Origin of the sequence: Roseovarius sp. MS2 (assembly GCF_051447875.1) — a bacterium.
Taxonomy (GTDB): Bacteria; Pseudomonadota; Alphaproteobacteria; order Rhodobacterales; family Rhodobacteraceae; genus Roseovarius; species Roseovarius mucosus_A.
Genome location: NZ_JBKHVF010000001.1, coordinates 3729725 through 3744028, shown reverse-complemented (window position 1 = coordinate 3744028; position 14304 = coordinate 3729725). Strand labels below are relative to the sequence as shown.

16 protein-coding genes are annotated in these 14304 nt (G+C 63.9%); 9 read left to right on the top strand and 7 right to left on the bottom strand.

The window, feature by feature from the left end; all coding sequences use genetic code 11:
• Nucleotides 1-10: 10 nt before the first annotated feature.
• The 3 genes from ACLGGT_RS18365 to ACLGGT_RS18355 all read right to left on the bottom strand — a co-directional run bounded on the left by ACLGGT_RS18365 (nt 11) and on the right by ACLGGT_RS18355 (nt 2278).
• Complete coding sequence (locus tag ACLGGT_RS18365; protein WP_437197140.1) at nt 11-883, bottom strand: TIGR01459 family HAD-type hydrolase; 873 nt, start codon at nt 881-883, stop codon at nt 11-13.
• Between the two features lie 100 nt (nt 884-983).
• Nucleotides 984-1487, bottom strand: coding sequence for a flavin reductase family protein (locus tag ACLGGT_RS18360; RefSeq protein WP_008282993.1), 504 nt, complete (start codon nt 1485-1487; stop codon nt 984-986).
• A 236-nt stretch (nt 1488-1723) separates the two neighbouring features.
• Complete coding sequence (locus tag ACLGGT_RS18355) at nt 1724-2278, bottom strand: YqgE/AlgH family protein (RefSeq protein WP_037298798.1); 555 nt, start codon at nt 2276-2278, stop codon at nt 1724-1726.
• A 156-nt stretch (nt 2279-2434) separates the two neighbouring features.
• Between ACLGGT_RS18355 and ACLGGT_RS18350 the strand changes: the two genes are divergently transcribed.
• Nucleotides 2435-3247, top strand: coding sequence for a protein-disulfide reductase DsbD domain-containing protein (locus tag ACLGGT_RS18350; RefSeq protein WP_037298843.1), 813 nt, complete (start codon nt 2435-2437; stop codon nt 3245-3247).
• A 68-nt stretch (nt 3248-3315) separates the two neighbouring features.
• Here the strand turns inward: ACLGGT_RS18350 and ACLGGT_RS18345 are convergent, their stop codons facing one another.
• The 3 genes from ACLGGT_RS18345 to ACLGGT_RS18335 form a co-directional block, all read right to left on the bottom strand.
• Nucleotides 3316-4146 (bottom strand): arginyltransferase, encoded by an 831-nt coding sequence (locus tag ACLGGT_RS18345; protein ID WP_437197137.1) that lies wholly within the window; start codon nt 4144-4146, stop codon nt 3316-3318.
• A gap of 75 nt (nt 4147-4221) precedes the next feature.
• Nucleotides 4222-4671, bottom strand: coding sequence for an RDD family protein (locus ACLGGT_RS18340; protein WP_037298841.1), 450 nt, complete (start codon nt 4669-4671; stop codon nt 4222-4224).
• Between the two features lie 63 nt (nt 4672-4734).
• On the bottom strand, nt 4735-5202 hold the full coding sequence (locus ACLGGT_RS18335; protein ID WP_437197136.1) for a YbaK/EbsC family protein: 468 nt from the start codon (nt 5200-5202) through the stop codon (nt 4735-4737).
• A gap of 78 nt (nt 5203-5280) precedes the next feature.
• Between ACLGGT_RS18335 and ACLGGT_RS18330 the strand changes: the two genes are divergently transcribed.
• The 8 genes from ACLGGT_RS18330 to ACLGGT_RS18295 all read left to right on the top strand — a co-directional run bounded on the left by ACLGGT_RS18330 (nt 5281) and on the right by ACLGGT_RS18295 (nt 13123).
• A complete protein-coding gene (locus tag ACLGGT_RS18330) occupies nt 5281-8067 on the top strand; it encodes a glutamine-synthetase adenylyltransferase (protein ID WP_437197134.1) in 2787 nt (928 codons plus the stop codon).
• A 3-nt stretch (nt 8068-8070) separates the two neighbouring features.
• Nucleotides 8071-8397 carry a hypothetical protein gene (locus tag ACLGGT_RS18325; protein ID WP_437197132.1) on the top strand — a complete coding sequence of 109 codons (327 nt, stop codon included), beginning with the start codon at nt 8071-8073 and terminating at the stop codon, nt 8395-8397.
• A 93-nt stretch (nt 8398-8490) separates the two neighbouring features.
• Nucleotides 8491-9120 carry a DUF6778 family protein gene (locus tag ACLGGT_RS18320; protein WP_254700187.1) on the top strand — a complete coding sequence of 210 codons (630 nt, stop codon included), beginning with the start codon at nt 8491-8493 and terminating at the stop codon, nt 9118-9120.
• A gap of 43 nt (nt 9121-9163) precedes the next feature.
• Nucleotides 9164-10360, top strand: coding sequence for an RSP_2647 family RNA methyltransferase (locus tag ACLGGT_RS18315; RefSeq protein WP_437197130.1), 1197 nt, complete (start codon nt 9164-9166; stop codon nt 10358-10360).
• Entirely contained in the window at nt 10357-10902 is a 546-nt protein-coding gene (locus tag ACLGGT_RS18310) for an RSP_2648 family PIN domain-containing protein (protein WP_219434538.1), read from the top strand. Before ACLGGT_RS18315 ends, ACLGGT_RS18310 begins: the two co-directional genes overlap by 4 nt.
• 106 nt (nt 10903-11008) lie before the next feature.
• Nucleotides 11009-11332 (top strand): hypothetical protein, encoded by a 324-nt coding sequence (locus ACLGGT_RS18305; RefSeq protein WP_081506286.1) that lies wholly within the window; start codon nt 11009-11011, stop codon nt 11330-11332.
• A 194-nt stretch (nt 11333-11526) separates the two neighbouring features.
• Complete coding sequence (locus ACLGGT_RS18300) at nt 11527-11865, top strand: hypothetical protein (RefSeq protein WP_437197127.1); 339 nt, start codon at nt 11527-11529, stop codon at nt 11863-11865.
• 76 nt (nt 11866-11941) lie between these two features.
• A complete protein-coding gene (locus ACLGGT_RS18295) occupies nt 11942-13123 on the top strand; it encodes a PqqD family peptide modification chaperone (RefSeq protein ID WP_437197126.1) in 1182 nt (393 codons plus the stop codon).
• Here the strand turns inward: ACLGGT_RS18295 and ACLGGT_RS18290 are convergent.
• A complete protein-coding gene (locus tag ACLGGT_RS18290) occupies nt 13120-14304 on the bottom strand; it encodes a vWA domain-containing protein (RefSeq protein WP_437197124.1) in 1185 nt (394 codons plus the stop codon). The two genes, ACLGGT_RS18295 and ACLGGT_RS18290, sit on opposite strands and share 4 nt — an antisense overlap.

Genomic DNA, 14304 nt, shown 5'->3' with positions numbered 1-14304 from the left:
GCGCTTTCTCTTAGCGCAAGAATCCGATCGTATAGGTGGGCGCAGAGTTTTCCTTGGAAAGATAAGCGGTTAGCGCGGCCTCATCGGGCTGGTGCGACGTTTTGGTCTCGGCCGCGGCCAAGCCGCCGGAAATAAAGAGGGAATCGATATCCTCGCCCATGGCCCCGTCGATATCTGTATGCACCCCGTCGCCGATGGCCAGAATGCGGCCGTTTTCGACATCGCGACCAAGCGCCAAGAGCCTGCGGCGGGCAAGGTCGTAGATGGGGGGATGCGGTTTGCCAAAATAGAGGCTTGTCCCCCCCATTTCGGTATAGAGGCGGGCAAGAGCGCCTGCGCACCATTCCCGCACCTCGCCGCGATCCACCACGATATCGGGATTGGCGCAGAGGAGTTTGAGCCCCTTTTGCTTGGCATAAAGAAACTGCGGGCGCAGGTCGGCGGGATCGGCCAAAGAATCAAAGGGGCCGATGCAGACGATGCCTTCGGCCTCTTCCAGAGGCACACGGGAGATGGGCACGGGGTTTTCAATCAGGTGGAGTGGGTCAAAGAAGCGGTCATCGAACGGCTGGCCGATGAACCAGACCTTTTCGCCCACCACGCCCTGAAACATGGCGGCGCGCGCGCTGTCGCCGGAGGTGGCGATGCTATCCCAAGCGTCACGGGGCACGCCAAAGCCGTCGAGTTGTTTTTCCACGCCGCCCCGCGCGCGGGGCGAGTTTGTGACAAGCACCACGGTGCCGCCGCCCGCGCGGTAGGCCTGAAGTGCTGCGACCGCATCGGGCAGGGCGCGCACGCCATCATGCACACAGCCCCAGAGATCGACAAAGAGCGCGTCATATTTGTCGGAAATATCGCTGAGGGCGGTGATGATGCGGGTCATGGGCGGCTCCTGTTCCGGGGTGGGCGCAGATATGGCAGGGGGGCCGCTGTTTGGCCAGCGGTGGAATTGAGTATTTTGACGAAGAAGACGCGGGGGGTGTTCAGTGCCCGTGCGGGCGCACGATGTGGTAATCGCCACTGAGATAGGTCAGCGGTTTTTGCCCAGCATTGGTGAGGGCTGTGACGGTGCCGATGCAGATGGCGTGGCTGCCATGGGTGATCCGGTCTGTGAGCAGGCAGGAAAAGGCGGTTGCACGCGGCAGCACCGGGCCTTCGGGGCGGGGGGTGACCGTGAGCCCGTCAAAGCGCGCGGCGGGGTTTTCCGGCGAGGAACCGGCAAAGGCGCGCGCCACCTCGACGGCATCCTCGGGCAGGACATTGACGCAGAAGGCGCCATTTTCGATCACCGCGCGCGCGATGCGGCTGTCGGTGCGCAGGCAGATGAGCACCGAGGGCGGATCAGCGGAGAGCGAGGAAAAGGCGCTGACCGTGGCCCCGGCGCGGCCTGAGACCCCGTCGGTGGTGACAACCGTCACAGTGGCCGCGACCTGCCGCATGGCGGCCAAGAAGGCGTCGCGGTCTACGCTGAGGGTGTCTGAGGTCACGGGTGGTGCTCCTGTATCGGGGGCGGACCCATTGGGTAGCCCTGAAATGTGGCGGGGTAAAGGAAATCCCGTGCCGGGACCGTAGGTAGTGTGGTTCTGTGGGCTTTCAAACCGTTTGGGTCTCAGACCTGAAAAAACCATGCGGGCCGGGCCTGCGGTGTCAGGGGGCCGGTTGATCCGCCCTTGGTTTTGAGAGAGGAGCGCGGGGGCGCTTGGGCAGTGGCAAAGCCCAAAGGTCAGGCGCGGCCAGCATCCGATGAGAGCATCAGGGGTGAGATGCCAAGGCGGGTTAGCGCGGCCTCCCATTTGGCGGGATTTGGGGTGTCGAACACCAGTTCCATATCAGCGTCACAGGTGAGCCAGCCGTTTTCCGCAAGTTCTGATTCGAGTTGACCCGGCCCCCAACCGGCATAGCCAAGTGCCAGCAGGGCGCGATCCGGGCCGGTGCCACGGGCCAGATCCTCGAGAATGTCGAGCGTGGCGGTCATTGCGAAATCCTCATTCACCTCAAGCGATGTGAGAGTGGATTGATACCCCCGATCATGCAGAACAAATCCGCGCCCGTGTTCGACCGGGCCGCCGAAATGCACTGGCAGATTGCGGGTTTGGCCGGTTGGTGCAATCGAGAGTTGTTCAAGCAAGTCGCGCAGGCGAAGATCGCTGGTTGGTTTGTTGATGATCAGCCCCATGGCCCCATCGGGCGAATGGGCGCAGAGCAGCACGACCGAATGCGCAAAGCGCGGATCGCCCATGCCGGGCATGGCGATGAGCAATTTGCCTGTCAGATCCATATCTTGACTGGTTCGGGTCACGGGCTGTCCCTGTGCTTGTTACTCATGAAAATGGGGCGAGCGGGCCGGGGGTGCAAGCCATCTCTTCATCCTTTGGCAAGAATTCTCGCCGGATTGTGAGTTGGCAATCGGCGCGGAATGGCCCATGTCAGCGGCATGATACAGGTTTGGCGCATCGTTTTTCTGACGGTTCTTTCGGTTCTGGTGCCCCATTCGGGGGCGCGGGCGCAGGAGGATATGGTCGCGGTCAGCATCGTGAACGGCTGGCAAACGGCTGATGGCAGCCATGTGGCTGCGCTGAAATTCGACCTGGCCGAGGGGTGGAAAACGTATTGGCGCGCGCCCGGTGAGGCGGGGATTCCACCGCGGTTCGATTGGCGCGGGTCGCGCAATCTGGCGCGGGTCGAGATTGAATGGCCGACACCCAAACAGACCGTGACCAATGGCATGCGCACCATCGGGTATGAGCATGTGTTGGTGTTGCCGCTGCGTTTGACGCCGGAACGTGCCGGACAGCCGATCACCTTGAGTGTGGATATGGAGATCGGCGTGTGCAGTGATATCTGCGTGCCGGTGTCTTTGACGGTGGCGCAGGGCTTGGATAGCGATGCGCGGCGGCCTGATCCGCAGATTGCCGCTGCCTTGGCCGCGCGGCCCTATACGCAGGCAGAGGCCGGTGTGGGGCGGGTGGTGTGCAAGGTGTCGCCCATAGAGGGCGGTGGCGTGCATCTGGTGGCAGAGGTCGATGTGGCGGCAATGGGCGCGCAGGAGATGATGGTGGTCGAGACTGCCAATCCTGCGCTTTGGGTCGCACAATCCAAGAGCGTGCGGCAGGGCAACCGTTTGCGCGCTGAAGCCGAGATTTTTCATGCGGAGGGGCGCGGCTTCATGCTTGACCGCAGCGGGCTGCGGCTCACGATCCTGAGCAGTGGCGATGCGGTTGATATTCGCGGCTGTCCGGCGGGCTAAGGGTGGTTTGAGGGGCGATTGACCGGGACAAGGGTGCTGGACGGCACCGGCCCGTTTTTGGCTTTGCCCTAGACAGACCGGGCGCGCAGCGGGCGGCCATCAGGCAATGAGATATTGGCAACCTGTTCGGAAATCGGATCGTTGACGAGGGGATGCGCCTGCGCGCGGAATTCCTCGGGATCGCGCATTTTCTGCCAGCGGTTGCCGACATAGACTTCGAGACCCGAGAAGGCGGCCTTGTACCCCATTTTGGGGCTGCCGGGCACCCAATAGCCCAAGTAGACATAGGGAAGCCCATTTTCGCGCGCGATGGCGACGTGATCGAGGATCACATAGGTGCCCAGCGATTCGCTGCTGCGCTCGGGGTCGTAGAAGGAATAGACCATGCTCACGCCATCATCGAGAATATCAGTGAGGCAGACGGCGGTCAGCGCGCCGGTTTCGGCCTCGGTGTATTCCACGACGCGGGTGCGGATCGGGGTTTCCTCGACCATGGCGGCGAATTCGAACGTATCCATATCGGCCATGCCGCCGGTGGCGTGGCGGCTTTCGAGATAGCGGCGGAAAAGGCTGTATTGTTCTTCGGTGGCCCAAGGCGAGGTGGCGCGGCGCTTGAGGGTTGCATTGCGGCGCAGCGTGCGGCGCTGACCTTTGGAGGCTGTGAACTCTGCCACGTTGATACGCGCCGAGAGGCACGCGGCACAATCGGCGCAGGAGGGGCGATAGAGCACGTTTTGCGAGCGGCGAAAGCCCTGTTTCGACAGACCGTCATTCAAACGCTGCGCGCCTTCGCCCTGAAGCGCGGTAAAAAGCTTACGCTCCATCCGGCCCGGAAGGTAGGGGCAGGGCTGTGGCGCCGTCACGTAGAACTGGGGCGCGATGGGAAGAGTATGCCGCATGGTTGATCCGTTATCTGTCTAAGCGGCACGATAACAACGATAAAGCGCCCCGCCAAGAGGCTTGTCATGGGGGCGTTACATGGCCGCGCGGCGGTTGATCGCGACGCATCCCATCACCCTGTCGGTGAGGCCCTGCGCCCGCTCGCCGGTGAGCATGAGCACGATGGAAATGACCTGTAGGATCGGGATGCTCAAAGAAACCGTGAAGCCAAGCGTGTGCAAGACAGCCTGCGACAGGTCAAAGCGCGCGCCCTTGGCATCGCGGAATTCGATGGCTGTCAGGCGCATGCCCCATGTGGCCGAGCCGCGTGCGAGGGTTACGACCCGGTAGGCAAAGCCCACCACTGCCGCGAGCAGGGGAAAGAAGAAAATCCCGGTAAAGGCGGTGAACGGCACGATCAACAGGCTGATCCCGATGATCACGACCGTATCGACGAGAAAGGCCAAAAGCCGCTTGAGCGGCACATCGGCGTAAAACTCTGGCTGGGTGTCGGGATTGGGCAGGTGCCAGCTTGTATCGGTCATGGGGTCAATCAGTATCCTTGTTGCGCCCTCAAGGTTGGGGGTGCGCAGGGGCATTGCAAGGGTTCAGGCGGTGAAATCCTCGACCGTGGCGCCGGAAATCTGCAAAAGCTGTGCGGGGTCAATGCCGAAGAGATGCCGGGGCGTGCCGGCCGCGGCCCAGACCATTGGGAAGGTCAAAAGATGCGGGTCAAAGAAGGCGCGCGGCGGGGTGAGATGGCCCAAAGGCGCCACGCCGCCAATGGCAAAGCCGGTCTGCGCGCGGATGAGGGCGGCATCGGCCTTGCCCAGAGGTTCGCCTGCAAGGGCAGAGGCGCGGTGATCGCAGACGCGGTTGGCACCGGAGGTGACAAAAAGGAGCGCCGCGCCGCTCGTCTCGCCGCGAAACATGATGGATTTGGCGATTTGCGCGATGGAGCAGCCGATCAGATCAGCCGCCATTTGCGCCGTTGTGGCATCGCCGATCTCTTGGGGGGTGATGTCATGCCCTGCCAATTGCAGGGCCTCGGTCACGCGTCTGAGGCTCTTGCTCATGATCTTCTCCGGTTTTTTCACAGTATTTCAGGCGCGTGGGGCATTGACCAGCCTTGCGCGGGTTGTATCACTCGGGTCATGAATTTTCTTGATCGCCTCACCCGCCTGCCGCGCCCCTTTGATCCAGCCGAGGGGGAGGAGGCGCGTGACGCCTTGCCCGGTCTTGACCCCAAGCTATCGGATCTGGTGGCGGGGGCGGCAGGGTGCAGCCCGTTTCTGAAATCGCTGATCCTGCAAGAGGCCGCGTGGCTGGAGGGCGCGTTTGACGATCCTGAGGCGGCGCTGGTCGCGCTTTTTGGGGCGTTGAAGGAGGCCCCGGCGGAGCGTCTGGCCTCTGGCTTGCGCGAGGGCAAGCGGCGGGTGGCGCTGATCACCGGGCTTGCTGATCTGGGGGGCGTTTGGCCGCTGGAGGAGGTGACGGGGCATCTGACGGACTATGCCGATCTGGCCTGCGATCTGGCGCTTAAGGCGGCGCTGGCGGCAGAGATCAAACGCGGCAAGCTGCCCGGTATGACCGAGGCGGATGTGGCCACCGGCGCGGGCATGGTGGTGCTGGCCATGGGCAAGATGGGGGCGCATGAGCTGAACTACAGCTCTGACATTGACCTTATCTGCCTTTTTGATGAGACGCGGCTGGCACGCGAGGATTTTCACGAGGCGCGCACCGCCTATGTCCGGGCCACGCGCAAGATGTCTGCGATGCTGAATGACCGCACCGCCGAGGGCTATGTGTTTCGCACCGATCTTCGGCTGCGCCCGGATTCGGGGGTTACCCCGGTCTGCATGGCGATGGCAGCGGCAGAGGCCTATTACGAAAGCCTTGGGCGCACATGGGAGCGTGCGGCCTATATCAAGGCGCGGCCCTGTGCGGGGGATATCGCGGCGGGGGAGCGGTTTTTGCGCACGCTCAAGCCCTTTGTCTGGCGCAAGCATCTGGATTTTGCCGCGATCGAGGATGCGCATAACATGCGTCTGGCCATTCGCGAGCATAAGGGGCTGGGGGGTGCGTTGTGTCTTGAAGGGCACAACATGAAGCTGGGCCGGGGTGGGATACGCGAGATCGAGTTTTTCACCCAGACCCGTCAGTTGATCGCGGGTGGGCGGGATGCCGACCTGCGGGTGCGGGGCACGGTTGCGGGGCTGGCGCGGCTGGCCGAGAAAGGCTGGGTGCCGCAGGCGGCGTCCGAGACGCTGACCGGGCATTACCGGTTTCACCGCGAGGTAGAACATCGGGTGCAGATGCTGCGCGATGCGCAGACGCATTTGTTGCCCAATTCGGCAGAGGAGTTTGATCGGCTGGCCGCCTTTATGGGGCGTGACACGGCCGAGTTGCGCGCCGAGATCAAAGCGCGGCTGACCGAGGTGCATGATCTGATCGAAGGATTTTTCCGGCCCGAGGAAGCGCCGGAGACACCTGAGGCGGCGGAGGCGCTGAATGGCGATGTGATCGCGCGTTGGCCGAGTTACCCGGCGTTACGCTCGGATCGGGCGGTGCAGATTTTCAAGCGGCTGAAGCCGGATATTCTGGGGCGGCTGGCACGCACGGCGCATCCCAATGAGGCGCTTGTGGCGTTTGATGGGTTTCTGGCGGGTTTGCCTGCTGGGGTGCAGGTGTTTTCGCTGTTCGAGGCCAATCCGCAGTTGATTGACCTGCTGGTGGATATTGTTGGCACGGCCCCTGCGCTGGCGGCGCATCTGTCGCGCAATGCGGGCGTGTTCGATGCGGTGATCGCGGGCGATTTCTTTGCCGATTGGCCGGGGCGGGCGGCGCTGGAGGCAGAGCTTGCGGCGCGGCTCGCGGCGGAGTCTGATTATGAGCGGGCGCTTGATGCGGCGCGACGTTGGCGCAAGGAATGGCATTTCCGGATCGGGGTGCATCATCTGCGGGGGTTGACCAGGGCCGACCGTGCGGCGGCGCAATATGCCGATCTGGCGGGCGCGGCGATTGCGGGCGTCTGGCCAATGGTTCTGGCGCAATTTGCCGAAAAGCATGGGACGCCGCCGGGACGGGGTGCGGTGGTGCTTGGGATGGGATCGCTGGGGGCGGGGCGGCTGAATGCCGGGTCTGATCTTGACCTCATTGTGATCTATGACGCTGGCGAGGCCGAAAGCTCGGATGGGCGCAGGCCCTTGGCCGCGCGGCCCTATTATGCGCGTCTCACACAGGCGATGATCACGGCGTTGACCGCGCCGATGGCCGAGGGGCGGCTTTATGAGGTGGACATGCGGTTGCGCCCCTCGGGCAATCAGGGGCCGGTGGCGACAAGCTGGCCAAGTTTCCAGAGCTATCAGCAGGAGGAGGCCTGGACCTGGGAGCATCTTGCGCTGACGCGGGCGCGGGTGATCACGGGCGAGCCGGGTTTGGCGCAGGACGTGGAGGCGTTCCGCGAGCGGTTGATCAGGGAAAAGGGTGCGCCCGAGGCGGTGCTGGAGGCGGTGGCCGAAATGCGCGCGCGGGTGGCGAGCGCCAAGGCACCTGCCGGGCCATGGGATGCCAAGCTGGGGGCGGGGCGGCTCTTGGAGTTGGAGTTGATGGCGCAGGCGGGCAACCTTTTGGCGGGGCAGGCGGCGCGCGATGTTGTCTCTGGCTTTGCGGGTGGTGTCGCAATCGGATGGCTGAGTGACGGGGATAGCGCAGCGCTGAACGCGGCTTATGCGCTTTGCTGGCGGGTGCAGATGGTGGCGCGGCTGATCAGCGACAAGCCGCTGGAGCCTGAGCGTATGGGCGAAGGTGGTGCCGCGTTTTTGTTGCGTGAGACCGGGCAGGAGGGGTTGGCGATGTTGCAAGAGCGGCTGGAAACACTGAGCCGAGAGGCGTCCGAGGTGATGGGTGCGGCGCTTGTGCGTTTGCCCAAGGGGCGCTGAGCCATGGCACGTGATCCCATGGACCCCAAGGGGCTGATCACCGAATCCTACCGCATCGAGGGCATTACCGAGCCGGAATGTCGGTCGGTGTTCCTTGACTGGGCGTTGTCGCTGCCAGTGGGGCAGGAGGTGCCGGGTGCCATTACTGAAATGGTCGCGCGATATGGTGGTGATAATCCTGATCATCCGATGACGCGGGTTTTGCGCGAGGGCATGGTTAGCGCTGCCCCGGCGCGCAGGCGGGGGGGGGGCGATCCCGACCCCGCGACACAGGGGACCAGTCATAACCCTGCGTGTTTCGCATGGGTTGAGTTCCCGCTTGGGTGGTGAATGACACCGTAATACACCGAGTTTGTCTCAAATGCGCCCTAATCCGGCGTCATCCATAGGTTGCGACAAGGGACACAGCCCATGGAGGAAGACATGAGCTATTTGAGAATCATTACGGTGGCGATGCTGGGATTGACGCTGTCGGCCTGTGCGAGCGTCGAGACGGCAACCCGCAACGCCCCGCTGGAAACCCCAGCCCTGCGGGCAGCCGCTGTGCCACTGGATGTCCAGCAAATTCGGGTGACTGTGCCCAAATCCCTCAAGGTCTCGGAGGCTAACAGCTATTATCCCATGGGCGATATCGTCTGGCGCGAGGATAGGCCGGGGGATCGCCATGCGCAGGTCAAGTCCATCGTTGAGACGGCGCTGGCGCGCGGTGTGGGCGACGGTGTGCCGGGCGGCATGCCTGCGGTGCTTGATGTCCAGGTCACCCGGTTCCATGCGCTGAGTGAAAAGGCGCGCTATACCATCGGCGGCATGCATTCGATCCATTTCACCATCACCCTGCGCAACCCCGAGACGGGTGCACCTTATGGTCCGACGAAACCTGTCAAAGCCAGTTTCAAGGCCTATGGGGGACAGGCAGCGGTGGCCGCAGAGCAGCGCGGGATCACCCAAAAGGTGCGGATCACCGATCATCTGGCCAAAGTGATCCGAGGCGAATTGGGTCTGCCGCCGCGCGCTGAGACCGATCTGGTCGCGGCCTTGAGCGTGACCGAGTAAATCGGATCTTTTCCATGGGCTACAATCGGCGTAAGGGGGCGGTATGACACCGCCCCCTTATCCTGTGATCCGCCTTCGCCCGAATGTCGAGCCGCGCGCCATCCGTCATGGTGCGCCTTGGGTATTCGATAATGAAATCGTGACCGACCGGCGCACCAAGGCGCTGAGTGCGGGCACTATCGCGCTTTTGGAGGATGCGGACCGCGCGCCTCTGGGCCTTGTCGCGGTCAATATGGCGTCAAAGATCATGGCGCGGATGATGGAACGCGATGTCAGCGTGGCCATTGATCGTGCGTGGCTGGTGGCGCGTCTGACCCGCGCCTATGAGATGCGCGCGCGGATGCATGACGCGCCCTATTACCGTTTGGTACATGCCGAGGCCGATGGGCTGCCCGGCGTTGTCATTGACCGCTTTGACGATATTGCCGTGATCCAGCCCAACGCAGCCTGGGCCGAGGCGATGCTGGGCGATCTGGTGGCCGCCGTGCAAGAGGTGACAGGCGTGGGCACCGTGCTCAAGAACGCCGGGGGCCGGGCGCGGGGGCTGGAGGGGCTTGACGATCATAGCGCTGTTCTGGCGGGTGTGGCACCCGAAGGGCCGGTGCCGGTGCCGATGAACGGGGCCATTTATATGGCCGATCTCTTGGGCGGTCAGAAGACCGGGCTTTTCTATGATCAACGCCCCAATCACGCCTTTGCGGCGCGTCTGGCAAAGGGCGCGCGGGTGCTGGATATGTTCAGCCATGTGGGCGGGTTCTCATTGGCCGCTCTGGCCGCGGGGGCAGAGTATGCGCTGGCGGTCGATGGGTCAGAGCCTGCGCTGGGCCTTGCAACACAAGGTGCGGCGCGCATGGGTCTGGCCGAGCGGTTCGAGACGCGGCGCGGCGATGCGTTCGACGTGATGGAGGCGTTGGCGGCAGAGGGCGCGCAATTTGATGTGGTCATCTGTGATCCGCCGGCCTTTGCGCCGAGCAAACAGGCGATGGAAAAGGGGCTGCGCGCCTATGAGAGGGTGGCGCGGCTTGCGGCACCTTTGGTGGCACCGGGCGGCTATCTGGCGCTTTGTTCCTGTTCGCATGCGGCGGATTTGAGCAAGTTTCGCGCTGCCTGCACGCGCGGCATTGGGCGCGCGGGGCGGGTGGGGCCGTTGATCCATACCGGCTTTGCCGGGCCGGATCATCCGCTGCATGCCAATCTGGCAGAGTCTGGCTATCTCAAGGCGCTGTTCTATCGGTTATGAAAGTCTTGCTCGACACCTGCGTGATCTATCCCACGGTGATGCGGGAAATGATCCTGGGGGTCGCGGCGGGCGGCGCGTTTGAGCCGCTTTGGTCTGAGCGTATCCTTGGCGAATGGCTGCGCGCGGTGGTCAAGCTGGGACCTGGGGCCGAGGCGCAGGCGGCGGGCGAGGCGGCGATGATGACCGCGCGCTGGCCGCGGGCGCAAGTGACCTATCCGCCGTCGCTGGAGGCGCGGCTGTGGTTGCCTGATCCGGCGGATCGCCATGTGCTGGCAGCGGCGATTGCTGGCTCTGCGGATGGGATCCTCACGCTGAATGCCCGCGATTTTCCACGCCAAACGCTGGCCGAAGAAGGGGTTTGGCGGGCCGATCCGGATGGGTTTTTGCACGGTATCTGGCAGGCGCAACCGGGCCTGGTGGCGGCGGTGGCCGAAACGGTGCTGGACAAGGCGCGGGCGCTGTCGGAGCGCGACTGGGACATGCGCCCGCTTTTGAAAAAGGCCAAGTTGCCGCGTCTGGCCAAGGCGCTTGGGGCTGACTGACGGGCCTTTGCATTTTTTTCCGGCGTGGGTGGAATAATCCTTGCGCCGCGACGTTTCTCTCTTGTCCGCCCCGTTGCCGGGGTGTGGATCACAAGAGGAGAGAACCATGACACAGGACAAGGATACAATGCTGACGCGGCGGCGCGTGCTGGCCCGTTTGGGGCTGGCGAGCGGGCTTGCCTATGTGGCCCCGGTGATGATGCATCTGGGGGCGGCGCATGCGTCGGGCGCAGGCGGTGATGGTGGCGGCGGTGACGGCGGCGGCGGCTCGGGTGGTGGCGGGTCTGGCGGTGGCGGGTCTGGCCCCGGTGGCTCGGGCGGCGGTGGTGGGTCCGGCCCCGGCGGCTCGGGCGGTGGGGCTGGCAATGCGCGCGGCTCGGGTCCTTCGGGGCGCGGATCCAACCGCAGTTCTGGTCCTTCGGGACGCTAGGACCAACGGGCGATCGTGGCGCAGCGGTGCCCTGATCGTCCGCACTCACCGCGCAAGGCGTTGGGCAGGGTCGGCGAAAGCCTGCGCATCAGAGCGCAAATCGGGATTTTCTGTCCAGCCAGATTAGGTTTTACGACAGGATCCCCTTTTGGGTGGCTCTGCCCATCTGATGAAACAAGCACAGGATGAATGATATGGCACATAAGGACGAGACTCATCTCACGCGGCGGCGCTTGCTGATGCGGTTGGGGCTGGCGAGCGGGCTGGCCTATGTGGCCCCGGTGATGGTGCATCTGGGGGCGGCGCATGCCTCTGAGGCCAGCGGGCGCGGATCACGCGGATCACGCGGATCACGGGGATCGCGCGGTTCGGGTGGGGGCTATTCCCGCAGCGGGTATTATTACGGGCGCGGATCAAGCCGGGGGTCCTATGGGTCGGGGCCGTCGGGCCGTGGCAGGCACGGCTATGTAAGTACGGGTCAGGTGGTCGATGGCATCATCGGCACCTTGAACGATTTGAACAGGCTGCGGTGACATGCGCGCCATGTTGCATCCGGTAAGACAGTTTGCGGCCCGGCTGCGCGCGGCGTCTGACTCCGCAGAATGCCTGTTGCGATTCGACACCGTGCCGCAGGAGGTGGTGCTAAGCCGCGCCGAGGCGGTGGCCGGGGCGTTGTCAGAGGTGATGCCGGGCTGGGGCTGTCGGAGCCTGCCGGGAGCGCCCTCTGAGGCCGTGCCGGTGACGCGGGTCACAGCAGAGGACAGCGGGCGCTATAGCTATCAGTCGTGGTGGTCGCGCGCGCCGTTGACCGATCTGGGGCTGGCGGGGGCGACCTGTGGCGTGGTGGCCGACCTGGTGCAAAGCTATTGCGATGCGCGCCCTGAAATGATCGGGCTGCATTGTGGCGCGGTCGAGGTGGGGGGGCATCTCTTGGCCTTTACCGGGCCATATCGGGCGGGCAAGACGACACTGGTCACGCGGCTGGCGGCAGAGCCGGGGGTGCGGCTTTATTGCGACGATGTGTTGCCGGTGAACCCAGACGGGCAGGGCGTGGCGCTTGGGGTTCAGCCGCGCCTGCGCCTGCCCTTGCCTGAGGGGGTTTCGGATGGGTTTCGCGCCTATGTTGCGGATCATCTGACGGTGCAGGACCGGCGCTATGGCTATGTGCGGTGTGACGGGCAGGCCCCGCTGGGTACGCCGGCCCCCTTGGCGGGGCTGATCGTGCTGCGGCGCGAAGCCTCTGGCCCGGCGCGGCTGCACCGGATGCGGGTTGCGGATGCGGTGGCCCATATGATCCGCCAGAATATCGCCGATCCCGGCGAGACCGAGGCGCATTATGATCGGCTTTCGGCGCTTGGTGCGCAGCTTTTCTGCGCGACGCTGGTCTATAGCGATCTGGAGGAGGCGGTGCAGGTGGTGCGCGATCTCTGTGCTGCGCCACAATTGCCGGGGGGCGGCGTGCAGATTGGCCCGATGCTGCCACCTGATCCGGTGGAGGCGGAGACCGTGCCGGCCGATCTGGCGCAGGTGTTTTGCCGCGCCGAAGAGGTCAGCGCGCGCGAGATCGGGCAGGATGTGTTTTTGTGGCAGATGGCGGGGCGCAATTTCTTTCGCCTCAATCCCGTAGCCGGGGCGGTTTGGGCGCTGTTGGAGGAGCCGTGCTATGGCCATGACATTGCCGAAACGCTGGCAGAGGTCTTTGTGGGCACGCCCCAAACGATGATTGCCGACGACCTGTCGGACCTTCTGGGGCAAATGTGCGCGCGCGGGCTGGTGCGCGCAGAGGGTTAACGCAGCAGTGCCCGCATGCCTTGATCGAGCCCGGCGAGGGTCATGGGCACCATGCGGTCCTCGAAAATCTCGCGGATCATGGCGATGGACTGGGTATAGCCCCATTCGCCCTGTGGCACCGGGTTGATCCAGAGGTGATGCGGCCATTGGCTGCGCGCGCGCGCGAGCCAGACCTGTCCGGCTTCGGCGTTCCAGTGTTCATTGGCGCCGCCGGGATAGGCGATTTCATAGGGTGACATGCTGGCGTCGCCGACGAAGATGCATTTGTAATCCGGCCCATAGGTGCGCAGCACCTCTTGGGTTGGGATCTGGGCATTCCAGCGGCGGGCATTGTCGCGCCACACGCCTTCATAGAGGCAATTGTGGAAGTAGTAATACTCAAGATGTTTGAATTCGGCGCGGGCGGCGCTGAAAAGTTCCTCGACCACCTTGATATGCGGGTCCATCGAGCCGCCGACATCGAGAAAGAGCAGCACTTTGACCGCATTGCGCCGCTCTGGCCGGGTTTGCACATCGAGATAGCCATGTTCGGCGGTGGCGCGGATGGTGCCGTCAAGATCAAGTTCTTCGGCGGCCCCGTCGCGCGCCCATTTGCGCAAGCGTTTCAGCGCGACCTTGATGTTGCGCGTGCCCAGTTCGACCGAGTCGTCGAGATTTCGGAATTCGCGTTTATCCCAGACCTTGACCGCGCGGCGGTGGCGGCTTTCATCCTGACCAATGCGCACACCCTCGGGGTTGTAGCCATAGGCCCCGAAGGGCGATGTGCCAGCGGTGCCGATCCATTTCGAGCCGCCCTGATGGCGACCCTGCTGTTCCTTGAGGCGCTCGCGCAGCGTTTCCATCAGCTTGTCAAAGCCGCCAAGCGCCTCGATTTCGGCGCGCTCTTGGGGTGTCAGATGCTTTTCGGCCAGTTTTTGCAGCCATTCGGCGGGCAGGTCGACGGCATCAAGCACGTCTTGGGTGCTGATGGCCTCTAACCCGGAAAAGCTGGCGGAAAAGGCCTGATCGAAGCGGTCGATATGACGCTCGTCTTTGACCATCGCGGTGCGGGCGAGGTAGTAGAAGCCGTCGACGTCATAGGTGACAAGGCCGCGCCCCATCGCCTCGAGAAAGGTCAAGTATTCGCGCAGGGAAACCGGCAGGCCCGCGCGTCTGAGGTTCTCAAAGAACGGCAGGAACAT

Bases quoted from the DNA above. Each gene is read 5' to 3' on its own strand.
- ACLGGT_RS18365 (WP_437197140.1), bottom strand. From the start codon at position 883: ATGACCCGCATCATCACCGCCCTCAGCGATATTTCCGACAAATATGAC.
- ACLGGT_RS18355 (WP_037298798.1), bottom strand. From the start codon at position 2,278: ATGGATCTGACAGGCAAATTGCTCATCGCCATGCCCGGCATGGGCGAT.
- ACLGGT_RS18350 (WP_037298843.1), top strand. From the start codon at position 2,435: ATGATACAGGTTTGGCGCATCGTTTTTCTGACGGTTCTTTCGGTTCTG.
- ACLGGT_RS18345 (WP_437197137.1), bottom strand. From the start codon at position 4,146: ATGCGGCATACTCTTCCCATCGCGCCCCAGTTCTACGTGACGGCGCCA.
- ACLGGT_RS18340 (WP_037298841.1), bottom strand. From the start codon at position 4,671: ATGACCGATACAAGCTGGCACCTGCCCAATCCCGACACCCAGCCAGAG.
- ACLGGT_RS18335 (WP_437197136.1), bottom strand. From the start codon at position 5,202: ATGAGCAAGAGCCTCAGACGCGTGACCGAGGCCCTGCAATTGGCAGGG.
- ACLGGT_RS18330 (WP_437197134.1), top strand. From the start codon at position 5,281: ATGAATTTTCTTGATCGCCTCACCCGCCTGCCGCGCCCCTTTGATCCA.
- ACLGGT_RS18325 (WP_437197132.1), top strand. From the start codon at position 8,071: ATGGCACGTGATCCCATGGACCCCAAGGGGCTGATCACCGAATCCTAC.
- ACLGGT_RS18320 (WP_254700187.1), top strand. From the start codon at position 8,491: ATGAGCTATTTGAGAATCATTACGGTGGCGATGCTGGGATTGACGCTG.
- ACLGGT_RS18315 (WP_437197130.1), top strand. From the start codon at position 9,164: ATGACACCGCCCCCTTATCCTGTGATCCGCCTTCGCCCGAATGTCGAG.
- ACLGGT_RS18310 (WP_219434538.1), top strand. From the start codon at position 10,357: ATGAAAGTCTTGCTCGACACCTGCGTGATCTATCCCACGGTGATGCGG.
- ACLGGT_RS18305 (WP_081506286.1), top strand. From the start codon at position 11,009: ATGACACAGGACAAGGATACAATGCTGACGCGGCGGCGCGTGCTGGCC.
- ACLGGT_RS18300 (WP_437197127.1), top strand. From the start codon at position 11,527: ATGGCACATAAGGACGAGACTCATCTCACGCGGCGGCGCTTGCTGATG.
- ACLGGT_RS18290 (WP_437197124.1), bottom strand. From the start codon at position 14,304: ATGTTCCTGCCGTTCTTTGAGAACCTCAGACGCGCGGGCCTGCCGGTT.